Source organism: Yinghuangia seranimata (genome assembly GCF_029953285.1).
Lineage (GTDB): Bacteria > Actinomycetota > Actinomycetes > Streptomycetales > Streptomycetaceae > Yinghuangia > Yinghuangia seranimata.
Map to the genome: position 1 here is coordinate 48,462 of NZ_JASAOI010000007.1, position 15,887 is coordinate 64,348.

Annotated in this window: 22 protein-coding genes and 1 pseudogene; 7 read left to right on the forward strand and 16 right to left on the reverse strand. The window is 71.1% G+C overall.

Annotation, left to right across the window (positions count from 1 at the left end; genetic code table 11):
- Positions 1–50: 50 nt before the first annotated feature.
- Together QI554_RS04520 and QI554_RS04525 are read right to left on the reverse strand one after the other, a co-directional pair.
- On the reverse strand, positions 51–503 hold the full coding sequence (locus QI554_RS04520; RefSeq protein WP_281466075.1) for a hemerythrin domain-containing protein: 453 nt from the start codon (positions 501–503) through the stop codon (positions 51–53).
- 124 nt (positions 504–627) lie between these two features.
- Complete coding sequence (locus QI554_RS04525; protein WP_281466078.1) at positions 628–1,668, reverse strand: YihY/virulence factor BrkB family protein; 1,041 nt, start codon at positions 1,666–1,668, stop codon at positions 628–630.
- 91 nt (positions 1,669–1,759) lie between these two features.
- On the opposite strand from QI554_RS04525, the gene QI554_RS04530 reads away from it, so the two are divergent.
- The gene (locus QI554_RS04530; protein WP_281466080.1) at positions 1,760–2,062 is read left to right on the forward strand and encodes an Orn/Lys/Arg family decarboxylase; all 303 of its coding nucleotides are present in this window, start codon (positions 1,760–1,762) and stop codon (positions 2,060–2,062) included.
- An 18-nt stretch (positions 2,063–2,080) separates the two neighbouring features.
- On the forward strand, positions 2,081–2,443 hold the full coding sequence (locus QI554_RS04535; protein WP_281466082.1) for a low affinity iron permease family protein: 363 nt from the start codon (positions 2,081–2,083) through the stop codon (positions 2,441–2,443).
- A gap of 6 nt (positions 2,444–2,449) precedes the next feature.
- Here the strand turns inward: QI554_RS04535 and QI554_RS04540 are convergent, their stop codons facing one another.
- The 11 genes from QI554_RS04540 to QI554_RS04590 form a co-directional block, all read right to left on the reverse strand.
- Positions 2,450–3,364 (reverse strand): YihY/virulence factor BrkB family protein, encoded by a 915-nt coding sequence (locus QI554_RS04540; protein WP_281466084.1) that lies wholly within the window; start codon positions 3,362–3,364, stop codon positions 2,450–2,452.
- A gap of 12 nt (positions 3,365–3,376) precedes the next feature.
- Positions 3,377–3,721 carry a gas vesicle protein K gene (locus QI554_RS04545; protein WP_281466086.1) on the reverse strand — a complete coding sequence of 115 codons (345 nt, stop codon included), beginning with the start codon at positions 3,719–3,721 and terminating at the stop codon, positions 3,377–3,379.
- Positions 3,718–3,933 carry a gas vesicle protein gene (locus QI554_RS04550; protein ID WP_343230758.1) on the reverse strand — a complete coding sequence of 72 codons (216 nt, stop codon included), beginning with the start codon at positions 3,931–3,933 and terminating at the stop codon, positions 3,718–3,720. Before QI554_RS04550 ends, QI554_RS04545 begins: the two co-directional genes overlap by 4 nt.
- A complete protein-coding gene (locus QI554_RS04555; protein WP_281466088.1) occupies positions 3,930–4,772 on the reverse strand; it encodes a GvpL/GvpF family gas vesicle protein in 843 nt (280 codons plus the stop codon). The genes QI554_RS04550 and QI554_RS04555 overlap by 4 nt, the downstream gene beginning before the upstream one ends.
- On the reverse strand, positions 4,769–5,155 hold the full coding sequence (locus tag QI554_RS04560) for a gas vesicle protein (RefSeq protein ID WP_281466426.1): 387 nt from the start codon (positions 5,153–5,155) through the stop codon (positions 4,769–4,771). The genes QI554_RS04555 and QI554_RS04560 overlap by 4 nt, the downstream gene beginning before the upstream one ends.
- Before the next feature lie 83 nt (positions 5,156–5,238).
- On the reverse strand, positions 5,239–6,378 hold the full coding sequence (locus tag QI554_RS04565) for an SRPBCC family protein (protein ID WP_281466090.1): 1,140 nt from the start codon (positions 6,376–6,378) through the stop codon (positions 5,239–5,241).
- Position 6,379: 1 nt separating this feature from the next.
- Positions 6,380–7,051, reverse strand: coding sequence for a hypothetical protein (locus tag QI554_RS04570; RefSeq protein WP_281466092.1), 672 nt, complete (start codon positions 7,049–7,051; stop codon positions 6,380–6,382).
- Entirely contained in the window at positions 7,048–7,311 is a 264-nt protein-coding gene (locus tag QI554_RS04575) for a gas vesicle protein GvpG (RefSeq protein WP_281466094.1), read from the reverse strand. The genes QI554_RS04570 and QI554_RS04575 overlap by 4 nt, the downstream gene beginning before the upstream one ends.
- 26 nt (positions 7,312–7,337) lie before the next feature.
- A complete protein-coding gene (locus QI554_RS04580) occupies positions 7,338–8,072 on the reverse strand; it encodes a GvpL/GvpF family gas vesicle protein (RefSeq protein WP_281466096.1) in 735 nt (244 codons plus the stop codon).
- A 3-nt stretch (positions 8,073–8,075) separates the two neighbouring features.
- Complete coding sequence (gene gvpJ / locus QI554_RS04585; protein WP_425527911.1) at positions 8,076–8,564, reverse strand: gas vesicle protein GvpJ; 489 nt, start codon at positions 8,562–8,564, stop codon at positions 8,076–8,078.
- A gap of 48 nt (positions 8,565–8,612) precedes the next feature.
- On the reverse strand, positions 8,613–8,954 hold the full coding sequence (locus QI554_RS04590; RefSeq protein ID WP_281466098.1) for a gas vesicle protein GvpO: 342 nt from the start codon (positions 8,952–8,954) through the stop codon (positions 8,613–8,615).
- A 223-nt stretch (positions 8,955–9,177) separates the two neighbouring features.
- On the opposite strand from QI554_RS04590, the pseudogene QI554_RS04595 reads away from it, so the two are divergent.
- From QI554_RS04595 to QI554_RS04610, 4 genes and pseudogenes are all read left to right on the forward strand, one after another.
- A pseudogene (locus QI554_RS04595) lies at positions 9,178–9,729 on the forward strand (hemerythrin domain-containing protein); the annotation flags it as partial.
- Positions 9,730–9,990: 261 nt separating this feature from the next.
- Positions 9,991–10,197, forward strand: a complete 207-nt coding sequence (locus tag QI554_RS04600) for a hypothetical protein (protein WP_281466100.1) — start codon at positions 9,991–9,993, stop codon at positions 10,195–10,197.
- A gap of 66 nt (positions 10,198–10,263) precedes the next feature.
- Positions 10,264–10,926 (forward strand): HemK2/MTQ2 family protein methyltransferase, encoded by a 663-nt coding sequence (locus QI554_RS04605; protein ID WP_281466102.1) that lies wholly within the window; start codon positions 10,264–10,266, stop codon positions 10,924–10,926.
- Positions 10,927–10,945: 19 nt separating this feature from the next.
- Complete coding sequence (locus QI554_RS04610) at positions 10,946–11,128, forward strand: CDGSH iron-sulfur domain-containing protein (protein ID WP_425527912.1); 183 nt, start codon at positions 10,946–10,948, stop codon at positions 11,126–11,128.
- Here the strand turns inward: QI554_RS04610 and QI554_RS04615 are convergent.
- The 3 genes from QI554_RS04615 to QI554_RS04625 all read right to left on the reverse strand — a co-directional run bounded on the left by QI554_RS04615 (position 11,117) and on the right by QI554_RS04625 (position 12,841).
- Positions 11,117–12,079: an iron-containing redox enzyme family protein gene (locus tag QI554_RS04615; protein ID WP_281466106.1), complete on the reverse strand. Its 963-nt coding sequence runs from the start codon at positions 12,077–12,079 to the stop codon at positions 11,117–11,119. The genes QI554_RS04610 and QI554_RS04615 overlap by 12 nt on opposite strands.
- 56 nt (positions 12,080–12,135) lie before the next feature.
- Positions 12,136–12,267: a hypothetical protein gene (locus QI554_RS04620; protein ID WP_281466108.1), complete on the reverse strand. Its 132-nt coding sequence runs from the start codon at positions 12,265–12,267 to the stop codon at positions 12,136–12,138.
- A gap of 124 nt (positions 12,268–12,391) precedes the next feature.
- Positions 12,392–12,841 carry a VOC family protein gene (locus QI554_RS04625; protein WP_281466110.1) on the reverse strand — a complete coding sequence of 150 codons (450 nt, stop codon included), beginning with the start codon at positions 12,839–12,841 and terminating at the stop codon, positions 12,392–12,394.
- 519 nt (positions 12,842–13,360) lie between these two features.
- On the opposite strand from QI554_RS04625, the gene QI554_RS04630 reads away from it, so the two are divergent.
- Positions 13,361–15,427, forward strand: coding sequence for a PLL family lectin (locus QI554_RS04630; RefSeq protein WP_281466112.1), 2,067 nt, complete (start codon positions 13,361–13,363; stop codon positions 15,425–15,427).
- Positions 15,428–15,887: the final 460 nt, after the last annotated feature.

The following is a 15,887-nucleotide window of genomic DNA, read 5'->3' on the forward strand; positions in this document are numbered from 1 at the left end:
GGCCCCGGACGGATCATCCGTCCGGGGCCGAGACGCGGCCCCGGGGCCGGTCACCCCCCGGCGAGCCGCTTGGCGCGGCGCACGTCGTCACCGAGACCGCCGAGCCGGTCGGCGGAGCAGCACCGGCGCAGCCGCGGGAACAGGCGCTCCTCCTCGTTCCGGACGTGCTCGGCGACCTCGGCCTTCAGCACGGCGAGCAGGGCGTCGAACCGCTCGTGGTCCGCGTCGTAGCCCTCGAGGTCCCTGAGGTGCCCCTCGATCCCGGCGTGGTCGGCGAGTTCCTTGTCGGCGAGCGAGTCCCCACCCGGGACGGTCTCGCGCACCGTCGGATAGAGGTACGCCTCCTCCGCGGCGGAGTGGCGCATGAGCTCGGTGGTGAGCGTGTCGGCCAGCTCCTTGCGGCGCTTGGCGCGCACGGGCGCCTCGCCGATGGCGGCGAACAGCCGCTCCACCCTGCGGTGGTCGGCGGTGAGTTCCTCGGTGACGTCGGTACGGCGGCTCATGGCCGTCCTTTCCGGTTCGCGCCGCCAGACGCTCCGACGGCCCAGGACGGCTACCCCGACGCGACCACGGCACACGGGCGGAACCGGCCGCTGAACGCGGGAAACGTCGGCACGCCGGACGCGGTCAGGTCTCCCGATCGGCGGCCTGACGCTCGTCAGGCTCCTCGCGCGCCTCCGGCGTCCAGGCGCGGGTGTCGCGGGGTTCGACGTACGGCTCCTCGTCGGGTGCGTGTCCGGCGGCGACGGCGCGCTGGCGGGACAGCTCGGCGTCGAACTCGAGGCCGAGCAGGACGGCGAGGTTGGCGACCCACAGCCAGACGAGGAAGACGACGACGCCCGCGAAGGTGCCGTAGGTCTTGTTGTAGGCGGCGAAGTTCGCGACGTAGAGCGCGAATCCGCCGGAGGCGAGGACCCAGATGACCACGGCGACGATCCCGCCCGGGGTGATCCACCGGAAGCCCCGGTCCTTCGCGTTCGGCGCCGCCCAGTAAAGCAGCGCGATCATCAGCACCACGAGCAGCACCAGCACCGGCCACTTGGCGATGTCCCATACAGCGACCGCCGTGTCCCCGAGACCGAGCGCGCCTCCGGCCTGCCGGGCGATGCCCCCGGTGAACACCACGATCAGCGCGCTGGCGCAGGCGAGCACCATCAGCACGACGGTCAGGACCACGCGCAGCGGCGTGAGCTTCCACACCGGGCGGCCTTCCTCGATGTCGTAGACCACGTTCGCGGCACGGATGAACGCCGCCACGTAGCCGGACGCCGACCACACGGCGAGCACCAGGCCGACGACCGCCAGCACCGAGCCGGTCCCGGCGCTGGACTGCAGCTCCCGTACCGCGTTGGTGATGACGTCGCGGACCGCGCCCGGAGCCAGCTTCTGTACGTTGTCCAGCACCGCGCGGGTCGCCGACTCGCCGGCGACGCCCAGCAACGAGACGAGGACGAGGATCGCCGGGAACAACGACAGCACCCCGTAGTAGGTCAACGCGGCGGCCCGATCGGGGAGTTCGTCCCTGCGGAACTCACTGACCGTGCGCTTGAGCAACGCCCACCACGCGGACTTAGGCAACTGCGAGGGTTGCTCCGGCCGCGCCCGCTCCCGCCGCTCGGGCGTGTCGCGGCGTTCCCGACGGCCGTCTGCGTCGCGTCGTGGCTCCATACCTTTGCGGCTTGCCCGATCCGGCCCCGGTATGCGCCGCCCGGCCCCCTGCCTCGTCGGGCCGTGCCGAAGCCTGCACGCGCCGTAGTCCGTGCGTCTGCGCGTAGTCACCCGTCGCCCGGGTAGCCGCCCGGATATGAACGCCCGTCCCGAACATTGCCGCGCACCGTTCCTGGACGCCCTGGCCGCGCACGTCCCCGCGGACAAGGCCGCCGGGCGCATCGCCGCAGAGATGATCACCCCGTATCCGCCGGGCATACCGGTGGTCCTGCCCGGCGAGCGCATCTCAGGCGCGGTTCTCGACTATCTGCGCAGCAGGGCGGAGGCCGGCATGGTCCTGCCCGACGCCGATGACGACCACGCCGAGAGCATCCGGGTCGTCGTCGAAAGCTAGACCGCGGGAGTGATGGGCATGAAGCTTCGGCATCCTGCGGACCGCAACGAACGCGGTCGATTCGAGCGGTTCGCCGAGGGCGCCTCGAACCTCACCAGCAGCCCGGCGTTCTACGCCGTGTGCGTGATGTTGGTGGCGTTGTTCCTCGCGGCCAAGCTCGCGGGCTGGTCGGTGGAGTGGCAGATATTCACCGCGGACCTGATGACCGCGGTGACCCTGATGTTGCTGGCCCTGCTGAAGAACAGCGAGCGCCGCGCCGAACGCGCCGTCCAGCGCAAGCTCGACGCGATCGCCGCCGCCCTCCTCGACCAGCGCGAAGGCAGGCAGGGGCGGGTGGGCGAGGACCTGGAGAACGCGATCGGCATGGACGAGGAGGTCTGAGGTCCGTCACTTCCGCTCGCGACGCTTGGCGGGGTGGGGCTTTCCGCCCTTGCGGGCGCGCTCGCGGGCAAGTTCGGCGTCGAACATCAGGCCGCACAGGATGGCGACATTGGTCAGCCACTGCCACACCAGGAAGATCGCGATACCCGCGAGCGTGCCGTAGGCGCGGTTGAAGGAGTGGAAGTTCGCGACGTACGCGGCGAACACCGCGGACGACGCCAGCCAGACCACCAGCGCGAGGACGGTGCCCGGGCTCAGCCAGCGGATGCTCTCGCCGTCCACGTCCGGAGCCAGCCGGTAGAGCATGGTCAGTGTCAAAACCACCAGGACGGCCAGCACCGGCCACTTGGCGAACGACCACACGGTCAGCGCGGCGTCGCCGGCGCCGAGGGCACGTCCGAGACCGCGGGCGGCCCCGCCGGTGAAGACCACGATGAGCGCGCCGAGGCACGCCGACAGCAGGAGCCCGGCCGTCACGGCGAGGCGCATGGGGAGGGTCTTCCACAGCGGGCGGCCCTCGGGGACGTCGTAGACGATGTTGGCGGCGCGCATGAAGGCGCCGACGTAGCCGGAGGCCGCCCACAGCGCCCCCGCGAGCCCCACGAGCACGAAGACCGAGCCGGTGCCGCGACCGGCCTGCAGCTGTGTGATGGCGCCGTTGAGGATGTCGCGTGCCGCGCCCGGCGCGAAGGCCCGGAGGTTGTCGAGGATCCGCTGAGTGGCGGCGCTTCCCACGACACCGAGGACGGACACGACGACGAGGAGCCCGGGGAACAGGGACAGCGTCGCCCAGTACGTGAGTGCGGCGGCGCTGTCGCCGAGGTGGCTGCGCCGGAACTCGGCGATCGTGCGGCGCAGCACCACGGTCCACGCGTCCGTGGGGAGGTCGGTGGGCTTCCGGGGGCCACCGCGGCGCGGCACGGGTGCGACACCTCAGTCGCGCGGTAGCAGCGTGCCCAGCGGGCCGAGGTCGAGGTTGAGGTCCTCCGGCGTCAGCCCGAAGCGTTCGCGCAACTGGTCCATGCGGTCCTCCAGGAGCATGAGGGTCAGACCGATCCGCTCCTCCTGGTCGTCGCTGAGGTCGCCCGCGTCGACCCTGCGCAGCGCCTGGCGCTCCATGACCTGGCGCAGCAGTTCGACCAGGGTGAGGATCAGGCGGACCAGGTCGCGTTCGACGTCGTCGGGATCCAGGTCGATGCGGCGCCGTCGGCGCGCACGTCCTTCCGGCCGTGTGTCGGGCCACCAGTCGTCGCCTCGATCGAGGGGGTTCGCGGTCATCGCGCGTCACCTGCCGACGGCGTATCAGGCGCGGCGGGGGCGATGAGCGCGCGGAGATCGATCCGGACGAGGGGAATGTCCGCGATCGTGAGGAAGACCTCGCCGCACAGGACGACACCCCCGGCCAGCAGGCGGTCGATCAGGTCGACCAGCGTCGCTTCGGTGCGCACGTTGGGCAGCGGGGTGGGCAGCGCCCCCGACGAGCCGGTCACGGGAACACACCTCCCTGGTCGGATCCCGCTTCGGACGCGGTGAAGGAGTACGGCACCCACGGGCCGCCCACGTCGAGGCGCAGGCCCGGGCCGGTCCAGCGGGCGAGTGCCGCGCCGAACGCGTCGGTTCGGTCGTCCGCCACCAGGTAGGCGGCGTTGAAGACGTTGACCTCGTCGCCGACCGCGTCGCCGACCTCGTCCCCGCCGTGGGCGGGGGGCGCCGGGCGGGGTGGAAGGTGCCGTACGTCGTCGGCGACGGCGCGGAGCGCCTCGTCGAGTTCCCCGACGGATTGGAGCACGGCTACGCGGGCGCGCTCGGCCTCGTGCTGCTCGTCCTTGCGTCGGCGCAGGTAGTCGCGGCCCGCACCGGGCCGTGGCGCGCCCGAGACGCGCGCCGCGGGGCGTGACTCGCCTCCCTTGCCGGGTCCGTAGACCTTGACCCCCCATTCGGCGCGGCCGGCGACGCGGCGCAAGGCGTCCTGGAGCCGGTCGCCTTCCTCGCGCAGTGTGCGGCGCACGCCTTCGTCGTCTTCGTACAACGTGGCCAGGCGCATGGGCACCGTGGGAGCGGTGTTTCCGGCGGCCTGCACGACGCGGTGGTGCGCGCGGACCATGCGGTCCACGTCGTCGATGTCGGAGAGGCGCTTCCTCAGCTCTTCCGCTTCGAACTCGTCGCGGGGCACCCGCTGGACGACCGCCACGAGGGGCCCCTCGGGGAGCGTGTAGGGCACGCCGTCGTCGATCCCCGCGACGTCGGCCAGGGCGTCGGCGGGGAGGGGCGCCAGGCTGACGGCGTACAGATAGCTCGCCAGGCGGCGTGCGGTGTGGGGCGCGTTCACGACTCGGCCTCCCTGGACCCGCCTCCCTCGTGCCCGGCCAAGAGCTCACGCAGCCGCCGGTTCTCCTCGACCAGGCGGGCGTCGGCCGACTCGACGGCCGCCGCGGAGGACTCCCCCGACTGCCCCAACTGCCTGCGGAGACGCTCGTTCTCGTCGGCGAGCTGGCGGTCCGCGGCCTTGGAGGAGAGGGAGGGGTCGCGCTCCCACCAGTCGATCCCCATCTCCTTCGCGCGGTCGACGGACGCGACGAGCAAACGGAGCTTGATGGTCAGCAACTCGATGTCGACGAGGTTGATCTTGATGTCGCCCGCGATGACGATGCCCTTGTCGAGGACGCGCTCCAGGAGGTCGGCCAGGCTGTCCGTCCGCCGCCCGCCGTCCATGGGGGCGCGCCGCGCCGGCGAATCGGCCGGCCAGCCTCGGTCGGCGGGGCGGGTGGTTCGCGTCGGGTAGACGGGCTCGCCGGTCATCGGGCTGTGCGGCGTGCCGGCCGGCGGGCGGACTTGTGCTCGTCGTCTTCTTCTTCGTCCTCGTCGTCCTCGTCCTCGTCTTCGTCCTCCTCGTCCTCGTCCTCGTCCTCGTCTGCGGCCTCTTCGTCTTCGTCGTCTTCGTCGTCTTCGTCGTCCGTGGCCTCTTGGTCCTCTTCGTCTTCGTCCTCGTACTCGTCCTCGGCCTCGTCTTCTTCGTCCTCGTCCTCGGCCTCTTCGTCCTCGTCCTCTTCGTCCTCGGCGTCCTCGTCCTCGTCCGCGGCCTCGTCGTCCTCGACGTCGTCCGTGGTCTCGTTCTCGTCCTCTTCGGCGGCGGAGTCCTCCTGCTCCTCCTCGTCCGACGTGAACATGACGTAGTGCCGGAACCCCTTGAGGTCCAGGCGCACGCGGCGGCCTTGGGCGCGCCACAGGTTGCCGACCTTCTCGAAGGGACCGGACGGGTGGTACTCGATGTCGACGATGATCCTGGTCAAGCGCTCGCCGAGCTCGTGGAACGTGACCATTCCGCGGGTCGTGCCCTTGGCCCCCTGCGAGGTCCAGGAGATGCACTCTTCGGGGATGTCGGTCTGCACCTCGGCGCGCCAGCTCCGCTTGGAGGGGCCGACCTTGAGGTTCCAGTTGCTCGACCCGTCGTCGTCCGAGACGTCAACGCTGCGCACACCCTTCGCCCACTGGGAGAAGTCGTCGTACCGGGTCCAGTACTCGTACGCGACGTCCACCGGCACGCCGACGTCGATGGCTTCGGTGATGTGGGTGAACTTCTTGCCCTGGCTGCCCTTCTTCTTGCCGGTGAGCCCGGCGCTTTCCGCGGCGTTCCCAAGGCTGTCCGTCACGCCGCTGAGGCTGGACTTCACACCGCTTGCCGCGGCGTGCATGACCGCTGACGGTACGTGCTTCGGCAGGTTGAGCGACGGCAGGAGACCGCTGCCGCCGTTCTCCGCCGCCTCGCCGAGCCGGTCGGCGGCCCCCGCGACGTGGCGCCCCGCGTTCTCCACCATGTGCGTCGCACGCGCGGCCAGGTAGTGCTCGACGGCCTGCACAAGCCGGTCGATAACCATCTCCTGCGCGCCGCCGTTCGCCGGGCGGGCGGCGCTCTCGTCTGTGGTGCGCGGTGCCATCTCACGACTCCTTCTTGCTCTTGCTCTGCCGGCCGCTGCCGGCTGTGCTGCGCGATCGACTGGACGACGAGCCCGACGTGCTCTTGCGCGAGGACGAGCCGGAGGTGCTCTTGCGCGACGACGAGCCGCCCGCCGTGCTCTTGCGCGACGACGTGCTGGACGAGCTCTTCCGTGACGCCGGGCCCGACGTGCTCTTCCGTGACGACGAGCTCGACGAACTCGACGAGCTCTTCCGCGACGATCCGCCCGTGGACGACCCACCGCTGCTCCGGCCGGACCCCGATGAGGACTTCCGGGTCGCCGACGACGCCTTGGCGGCACCGGACGACGCGGCCTTCTTGGCCCCCGACTTCGCCTTGTCCGGCGCCTCGGTCAGTGCGTCGGCCTTGTTCTCCAGCCGGTCGGCCAGGGCCCCGGCCTTCCGTTCGACGGCGGCGTTCACGGCATGCTTTCCGGCGGCCGCCACGTCGTTCCGCACCTGCTCGGTGAGCCGGGACAGTTGCGGCGTCGCGCCCAGGCGATGTACGCCAGCGGCGGCGAGTTCCTTGGGTGACAGGTTGTAGTGCTTGGTCAGCAGGTAGCTCCCGACTCCGAGCGCCACCCGGCCCTTCTTGGTGCGGCCGAGGACGTATCCGCCGGCCACGGCCACAGCGAGCGCGGCTCTGTTCATCATGACTCCTCCTCACCCCCGCCGTGCCCCCGGACCTCCATGCCGTACTCCAGGCGGTCCAGCAGCTCTTCTTCTCGCCGGTCGTAGGTTTCCTCGTCGATAAGGCCGTCTGCCAAGTCCCTTTGCAGGTCCGCTAGTTCCGCTCGTATGGCAGCCGGGTCGTACATCTCCTGCTCCGCGGCGTCCTCGATGCGGCGCGCCACCCACACCACACCCCTGACCGGCGCGAGCGGCAGTGTCAGCAATCCGGTGAGCAGTCCCATGAGTGGCTCCTGACGTTCCTCGCGGCTCAGCCCGCGCCGGCCATCGCTTCGGGGACGAAGCTGTACACGGGCAGAGGTCCTGTGCACCGCAGTTCGACCCCCTCGCCCACGTCGCCGCGCAGCGCGTCCACGGCGGCCCGGAAGTCGGCCGTGTCCGCTGAGGACACGAGGAACGAGACGTTGGCGGCGACGTTGCGCACCGTCGGGCCGTCCTTCATGTCCGCGGCCAGCCCCTCCAGGCGTCCGACGACGAAGTCCCGGACGGCGGCCTCGTGCCGGGCCACGGCCTGCTCCACCATCTCGCCCAGCCGCATCTGCTCGTCGAGGGCGCCCGTGGCGCGGCTGCGCTCGCGCTGGGCCATGATCTGCGGGTCCGCGACGACCAGGCCGGGCAGGACCGTGTCGAGGTCGAACTCCGCCTTCACGTTGAACTCCGTCTTGCCCTCGAGTCGCCGCAGTGCTTCCGCGTACGCCGCGCCGTGCTCCGCGAGATGCCGCTCCACCTCGGCGTCGTCCTCCACCACCATGCCGAACCGCATGGGGAGGACCGGTCCTCCCTCGGCGGCCAACCCGGTGAGGACGTCGTGGTGAGCTGTGACGTCGCGTCTCCGCGCGCGCAGGTCCGCCGGCGCGTCACCGACCACCGCGGCGACCCGCTCCGCGACGACCCGCCGCAGGTCCCCTGGGGGGTCACCGACGCCGGACGCGCGCTCGGCACGCGGGTGGTCCGGCAGGACGATCGCGTAGACGTACGTGGCCATGGCTCACTCCTGGTCCTCGTCGGAGCGGCGGCGGCGCCGTGGCCGTGCGGGTTCGCGTTCCGGCTCGGACTTCTTCCGGCTCCGCGTGCGCTCCTTCCCGTCGTCGTCCCCGTCGTCGCCCCCGGCGCCGACCGCGTGCTTCACCTTGCCGGTGATCGCGTCGACCGCGCCCTCGATGGCCCCCTGGGACTTGCCCTTGCTGGTGTCCTCGGTCATCTCGCCGACCAGTCCCGGCAGCGTGGAGCGCCGCCCGGTGTGTTCGAGGTCGAGCCGGTTCGTCGCCTCGGCGAACCGGAGGTAGGTGTCCACGCTCGCCACGACGATCCGTGCGTCGATCTGGATCAGCTCGAGGCCGAGCAGAGAGATCCGCACGAACACGTCGATCACGAGTCCGCGGTCGAGAATGAGGTCCAGGACGTCGTACAGGTTCCCCGAGCGGGCCACATCGTTGCGCTGTCGGGTCGCCGGCTGGTTCGGGGAACCCATCGTCATGCCTCGCTTTCTTGGCGCTGTTCTGTGCACGGCTCCGACCCGCGCGGGTCAGCCGTCGGTGTCGCTGCGCCGGAAGCGCGCCACACGCTCGTACTCCACGAGCTCGCCGTCGCGGTCGAGGCGGAGCTCGTACGTGGCCATCAGGCTCGTCGTGTCCGGCACCCGCGGCACCTCGACGACGTCGATCCGGACGTGCCACCCGTTTTCGTTTTGCAGCAGTCCGGAGACCCCGTCCACCGGCCGGTTCACGAGGTCGCCGACGTACTCGAGGGCCTGTCGCGCGATCTCGCGAGCCGCCGGGCGCTTGGAACGGCTTGCACCCGAAGCTCTCGCTCCCGCGCGGCCGCCGCTGCGGGCGTCCGTCGATCTTCGCGGGGTCCGCTCGGGCATGTCGGCGCTTCCTTACGTGGGACGACGATCGCGTGTCGGGCCGCTAGCCCGATTTGTCCGCTTCACACATTTATTCGACATTCAGGCGGCACGCTCGCCCGTGAGGGCTCCGGGGTTCGGATACCGGGGCCTGGGGCCCTGGGAAGCCTCGTGTGTCGCCGGGGCCCGCTCGGGGCAGCCGCCACACGGCAGTCATGCGAACGAATGAGCGAGGCGACACCCCATGGCACACGGCGGCAATGTCATCAAGGAACTCACGACGGATCACCGCGAGGTCGAGGGCCTCTTCGGGAAGATCAGGAAGGCCCCCGCGGGTTCGGCAGAGCGCAGGATGCTCGCAGACCAGTTGACCATGGAACTCGTGCGGCACTCGGTCGCGGAGGAGCAGTACCTCTACCCGGCGGTGCGCGACAAACTGCCAAACGGCGGACGCATGGCCGACAAGGAGATCCGCGACCACGGCAAGGTCGAGAAGCAGCTGAAGGAGCTCGAAGGGTGCGCCCCCGGCGACCGGCGGTTCGACCGACTGCTCGACTCCGTCGAGCGCGAGGTCACCGAGCACGTCAAGGACGAGGAGGAGCGGCTCTTCCCCGCTCTGGCCGAAGCACTCGACGCGCGCGAGCTCAACGACATGGGGGACGCGATACGCAGGGCCAAGCGCATGGCCCCGACCCGTCCGCACCCCTCCGCACCGACGACCCCTCCCGCGAACAAGCTCCTCGGCGCCGGCGTCGGAGTCGTCGACCGGCTGCGTGACGCGCTGACCGGCCGCGGCACCAAGCGCGGCGCGGCGGCACCGACACCTGACGGCGGGTCGAGGCGGGAACCGGCCGCGACCAAGCGGGCCACCGCGGAGTGGACCGCTGAAGGCTCGACCTACGCCCAGCTGTACGAGGAAGCCAAGCGCCGCCACATCGACGGCCGTTCGAAGATGAACAAGAAGGAGCTCAGCCGAGCCCTGAGCCGCGGCTGAACCCGCCTGATCCCCGAAGCCCGCGGGCCCCGAGGAGAGCGGTACGGAACAAAGAAGGTCGTCATGAAGCTGCTCAAAGGCTTGCTGGACGTGGTGCTGGGACTCGTCACCGCACTGCTCGGCACGGTTCTCGCGATCCTCGCGGCCGTGGTGTGGCTGGTCGGCGCGCTGCTGTGCGTCACCCTCATCCTGATCCCCCTGGGCATCCCGGTCGTCCGACTCGCCACGCGGCTGTTCGGCCTCTCCTGGCGGCTGATGCGCACCCCCTGAGCGTGGTCGCTGTTTCGCACCCCGTGGTCGCTGTTTCGCACCCGGAGCCACGGGCAGCCGTCGACCATGACCTTGCTGCGCTTTCCCGGCATGTACCGGCCGCAGTCCGACACCTGGCTGCTCATGGCGGCGTACCTCGACGAGGGGCTGGCCGGCGCGCGGCGTGTCCTGGACGTCGGTACCGGGACCGGGGCGGTGGCGCTGGCGGCCGCACGGGCCGGGGGTGCGGACTGCCGGGTCACCGCGATCGACGTGTCACGGCGGGCGGTGTGGGCGGCCCGGCTCAACGGCCTGCGGCGGCGGAACCTCGTTCGGGTACGGCGCGGGGACCTGCTCGAACCGGTGGCCGAGGAGCGTTTCGACCTCGTGCTGGCCAACCCGCCCTATGTCCCGGCGCCCGCGCAGAGCGCGCCGGAGCGCGGCCCCGAACGATCCTGGGACGCGGGGCAGGACGGACGGCTGCTGCTGGACCGCCTCTGCCGCGCCGTACCCGACGTGCTCGGTCCGGGAGGCACCGTGCTGGTCGTCCAGTCCGCGTTGTCCGGTGTCGGGCGGACGCTGCGCCTGCTGCGCGCCGCGGGCCTGCGCGCCCGCGTCGTGGCGAGGCTCCGGCGGCCGTTCGGCCCGGTGCTGACCGGGCGGGCGTCGTACCTGGAGTCCCGGAGCATCATCGAACCCGGTTGCCGGGAAGAGGAGTTGGTGGTCGTCCGTGGCGACATGGCCGCGTGAACCCGGCCCCCCGTGTCGGGTGACCGTCGTTCCGCACGGTCCCGTGCTGGTCGACGGCCCCGTCGAGATCACCATGCCGGACGGCACGACCGCCCGTTCCGAGCGGGTCGTGGTCGCCGTGTGCACGTGCCTGCGCAGCAGACGGCTGCCGTGGTGCGACACCAGCCACCGCACGCCGCCCCGCAGCGCCTCAGAGGACTGAGCCGCCGCGCAGCGAGGACCGCCCCGATCCCCAGGCGTCGCCCAGGTGTTCGGCGAACCCGTCCTCGACCAGTGTCGCCGCCCGGATGCCGAACGCGACGTCGTCGGCCAGGTCCGGTTCCTCCGCCAGCAGCCCGCCGAGCACCTCGCGGCGCATCAACTGCTCGTGGACGGCGTCCGCTTCGACGTGCTCGGTGAAGAACAGCGTGCACGCCGGGTCGTCGACGCCGAGCCGTTCCAACGTGTCCGCGAGCCGGGCCGCGCCCGGCGGCGAGGCCGTCTCCAGCGCGGCGAAGTGCCCGGCGGCCATGCCGCGGAGGCGGCGGTGCCAGCCGAACAGCGACATGAGGTTGACGACCGCGAGCATCGGCGCCGGCACGCGGTCGAGGTACGCGTTGTAGGCGTCGTCCAGGCCGAGGCCGCGCATCAGGTCGGCGAACAGGGCCGCGTGCACGCGCTCGGCCCGCCCGGCCCCGAACTCGTCGAACTCGACCGTGACGACGGCCGCCTTCGCGCGGCCGGTCAGGCGCGGGATCAGCAGCGCCTGCGGATCGGCCTCTTTCAGCTGGAACACCGAGCGGTGCACGGCGTATTCACGGAACCGGCCGAGATCGGGCTCGTCGGCCAGCAGCGCGGAGGGACCTCGGGGGCTGTCCGGGCCGGGATGCAGGACGTCCGCGAGGGCCTGGTCCACCGCGCCCGGGTCGCCGACGGCGTCACGCAGTGCCGCGAGGAACGCCGATTCCAGCCGCGCGCGCAGGCTCAGGAGCCGCGGATCCCACTCCCACGCGTCGTCGACGCCCGGCAGGCCCCGGTAGTGCAGCTCGTAGGCCAGGTAGAGCGCCAGTTGTGCGTCCTCACCCCACGGATCGGCGTCCTCCACGGGCGGCGACAGGGCGGGTCCGACGGTGCCGGGCGCGCGGCGTAGCGCCGTGATCAACGCGCCCGACACCGGTCCTCGGGGCGACGGCAGCGCCGTCGCCGTCCCCGGGCTCGCCGCCACCACGGTCAACGGCCTCGCGCGTGCCGCGACTCGGCGTTGGGCGTCGACGAACGGCCCTTGATGTCACGGCGCTTGCGGGCGCTCTCGGCGATGTGCTCGTACTGCCGCTTCCGCTTGGGACCGGAGCCGCAGGGCATATCCACCACACCTTGAGTCGATCTTCCCTGTCGCGCCACGGCTACCCGCCACGAGGGCGGCCACACACGACGCGCGGCCAGGGCCCCGGCAGGGGACGATCGCCCACCGAGCCCAGGACAAGCCCTATGGCCCGGTGTGCAGCCCCGCAGTCGATGCGGTTGGCTGGTCGCGCAATTCGGCAGCCACGATGGTGTTGCCGTACAGGTCCGCGAACTGGAGCGAGCGGCTGCCCGGGTCCGCGGTTCGGGCCCAGACCCGTACGCCGTGTTGCGCCAATCGGGCCTCCACCGCGTCGAGGTCGTCTGTGTAGAGCACGAGCATGGGGTGTCCGGCGGCCTGCTTGCCGACATGCGCCCGCGCCTCGCTCGAATCGGCGGGCATCAGCCAGAGCCCGGCGGCCTCCTGGCCGGGGAGTCCGATGTGCAGGTACCGGAATCCAGCCGTGGTCTCGTCATGCAGTACGGCGAAGCCGAGGATGTCGCGGTAGAACGCGAGCCCGTCGTCGAGGTCGTCGACGAGCACGACGAACCGGCCGACGGCGGAGAACGGCCCGGCGCCAGGTGTCACGGCCATAGCAGGAGCCTCGCAGGAGACGTAGCGATCAAGCACAGCGCACAGCAGTGTATGGCGTGATGATGACGACCGTCATCAAGAATCATTATCTGCAGTACAGAAGATTTTCCTGAGCCGGGTCGGCCGTCGCCGGATTAACCGCCTTGCCGTACTGGTACCCGGACGACGTGCGCCGGCAGATCGAGGTCGGATCCACGTGGATCGGGCGCCGCTGGTGGGGCACCGGCGTCAATCGGGCGGCCAAGCACCTCATGCACATGGCGCGACAGCGTCTACTACTCCGTCATACGCCACGAGTGGCTCGCGGCCCGGCCCTGAGCCCGTCCATCGCCTGCCGCCTCTTCACGCCACGTGCGTGTACCGCATGGGCGTGTCACGGCCGTGTCTTTTCGGTCGTCTTCTGTCTGATGTCGGCTTGCTGGTGACGGGCCGTGGGGACGGGCCGTACCGTCGCCGTCGACGACGGGTGTGCCGCCGCTCGGGCTGGTTGCCGCGGCGGCCGGAACGTGGAGGGGGATCGTGGTGGTCGGTTCCGCAGGGGCTTCCGGGAGCGCGTTCGGCGAGGGCACAGCTGAGGAGGAGCAGTTCAAGGAGCGGTTGCGCCGCACGCTGTCGGGGACGGACGCCTCGTCGCGCGTGGTGCGCGCGAGCGCCGCGGCCGGGGACATGACGATGTCGGCTCAGACGCGGGGCAACCTGTTGATGGGGGCGTCGCTGCACGCCGCCCTGCGGTTCGCGTACCGGCTGGAGCTGTCGGACCTGGAGGCGCCGCTGTTGGAGATGATGCGGACCGGGATGACGGACCAGGCGATCTGGTGGACCGGCGGCGTGTACGAGGGGATGAAGAACAGCGGCGAGCCGATCCTGACGGTGCCCGAGGTGATCACGTCGCTGCCGACGGAGCGCCCGTACACGTTCGCGGACTTGGAGCGGGACGCACCGGCGATGATCGCGGACTACCTGCGTCGGCCGAACGTGGCGGTGAACGACCGTGAGTCCCTCGCGTTCGGCGGCGAGGTCGACAGCCCTGCCTTCATTGAGGGCATGTGCGCATCCGGGACCGGATCCGGGGCGTTCTGGCGCCCCGGCGGCTCCGGGCTCACGCTCGCCGCCCCCGACGCCGCTGCGGGCACCGACAACGCCGGCGACCTGGAGGGCACAACGGCGCCTACGCCCCCGCCGCCTTTCCGGGCCCGCCTGGAGGCCGTGAGTTTCCGCGTCCTGCGGGAGTGCGGCGACCAGTGGAACACCGCCGACGACATCTACTGGACCGGGTCCGCGGGCAGCGACCAGCAGGCCGGCTCCATTTGGCGCTCGAACGAGTTCTCGCCGGCGAAGGAAGGGCAGACCTACCCGTTCCACGGCAACAACGTCGTCGCCGACCTTTCCGTGGGCAGCCGGTTGGGCCTGTCGCTGCACTGCTGGGAGGCCGACCAGTCCAACGCCGAGTGGTACGACGCCCTGACGGCGCGCCTGAACTGGCTCTGCGACGAGATCTTCAGCAACCCCGGTTTCCAGATCGGCAGCAACCTGCCGGGCGGAGAGGTCGCCGGGTGGATCGCCGACATCACGCAGCTCTTCGCGTTCATGCTGGAGCGGTTCCGCAACAATGACGACCTGTCCGCCGCCCGCGGCGTCGTGCTCGACCGCTACGACCTGGCGATCTTGGCGCAACGCCGCGATCCGATGGTGTGGCACTTCAACGGCGACGGCCATCATGCCCTCACAGTCCGCTACGCCGGCGACCAGGTGCCCTTCCACCCCGGCACGCTGGAATACGTCGTGCACGACGGCCGCAAGTGGTGCGCACCCATCCCTGTGCCGTGGGAGTCCGCGACGCCGCCGGGGCTGGTGGACTACCTCACCGTCCTGCACGCGGTGTTCCTCCGGCCCAGTGACAATGCGCTGATGTGGTCGAAGCTGCAGAACCAGGTGTGGACCGAACCGCGCCGAATCCACAACCTCACCGCCGCGGCCGCGCCCGCGATGGTCCAGCACGGCCTCAAACTGCGCGTCGTCGTCATCGGCACCGACCAGGCACCCGTCACCGTCACCTACGACGCCGCCTCGGGCTGGAGCCAGCCCCAGCGCCTGGACGGGCACCGCGCGGACAAGCTCGCACCCGCGCTCGAACACCGCCTGGGCCGCGTCTACCTGACGTATGTGGCCGACGGCGGCACCAAGTTGCGGCACACCGAACTCGCCGACGGCACCTGGTCCAGCCCGGAAAGCTGGCCGGTCGACGTCGCCGACCCCGCCTCGCTGGAGTTCACCGGTTCGACCCTGCTGCGAGCGCACCGCGGCCGCGAGGACTCCCGCTTCCACCTCTACGCCCGCGGCACCAACGGCGCTTGGCAGCCGCGCGGAAGCCTGGGCGGCTGGGAGCTCAAGGCCGGCCCCACCCTTGTCAACCACACCGGCGGGCTGTGGGCGATCCTGCGCGGTGCGAACGGCCGTCTCTACACCGCCCAGTACGACGGCTCCGCGTGGAACACCCCGCAGGAAGTCCCCGGCAACGCCCTGCCCATCCGCGAATCGGCCGCGTCCGCCCCCGGAGGCAAGCTGTACGTGATGTACCACCGCTGACTCGGGCCCTTTGCCGTCCGCGTGCTTGAACCCGGGCCGGCTTGCCGAGTTGCGCTCGTGGTTATCAGGGCCTTGTAGGTGCGACGCCGGGGCGGTGCGCCCGCCCCGGCGTCGACGCCAGACACGTCGTCCGGTGCGCGTGAGCATGGGCCCCACCGCGTCACGGTGTGCGCGGTTGGCGTCGCCGTGATCCTGCCCGGAAAGCAGCGGCAGTCGGCCGCCCCGGTGATCAGCCCGACCGTTGGTGCGGTTCCGCGACGAGCAGTGACGGCCTCCGCAGCGCCGACTTCGACTGGATGGCGGTCGTTGGGGCCGGGCAACGGCTCGGGGTACGCCCGAAGTTCGCCGGAGGTCGGCGGGGCGATCCACTCCGGTGCGATATTGCGTTGCGTTGACGATCGTCATGCTGAAACCATTCAGCGCGGCTGGGCGCGTACTCCCAGCCGGACTGCCGAGCCGA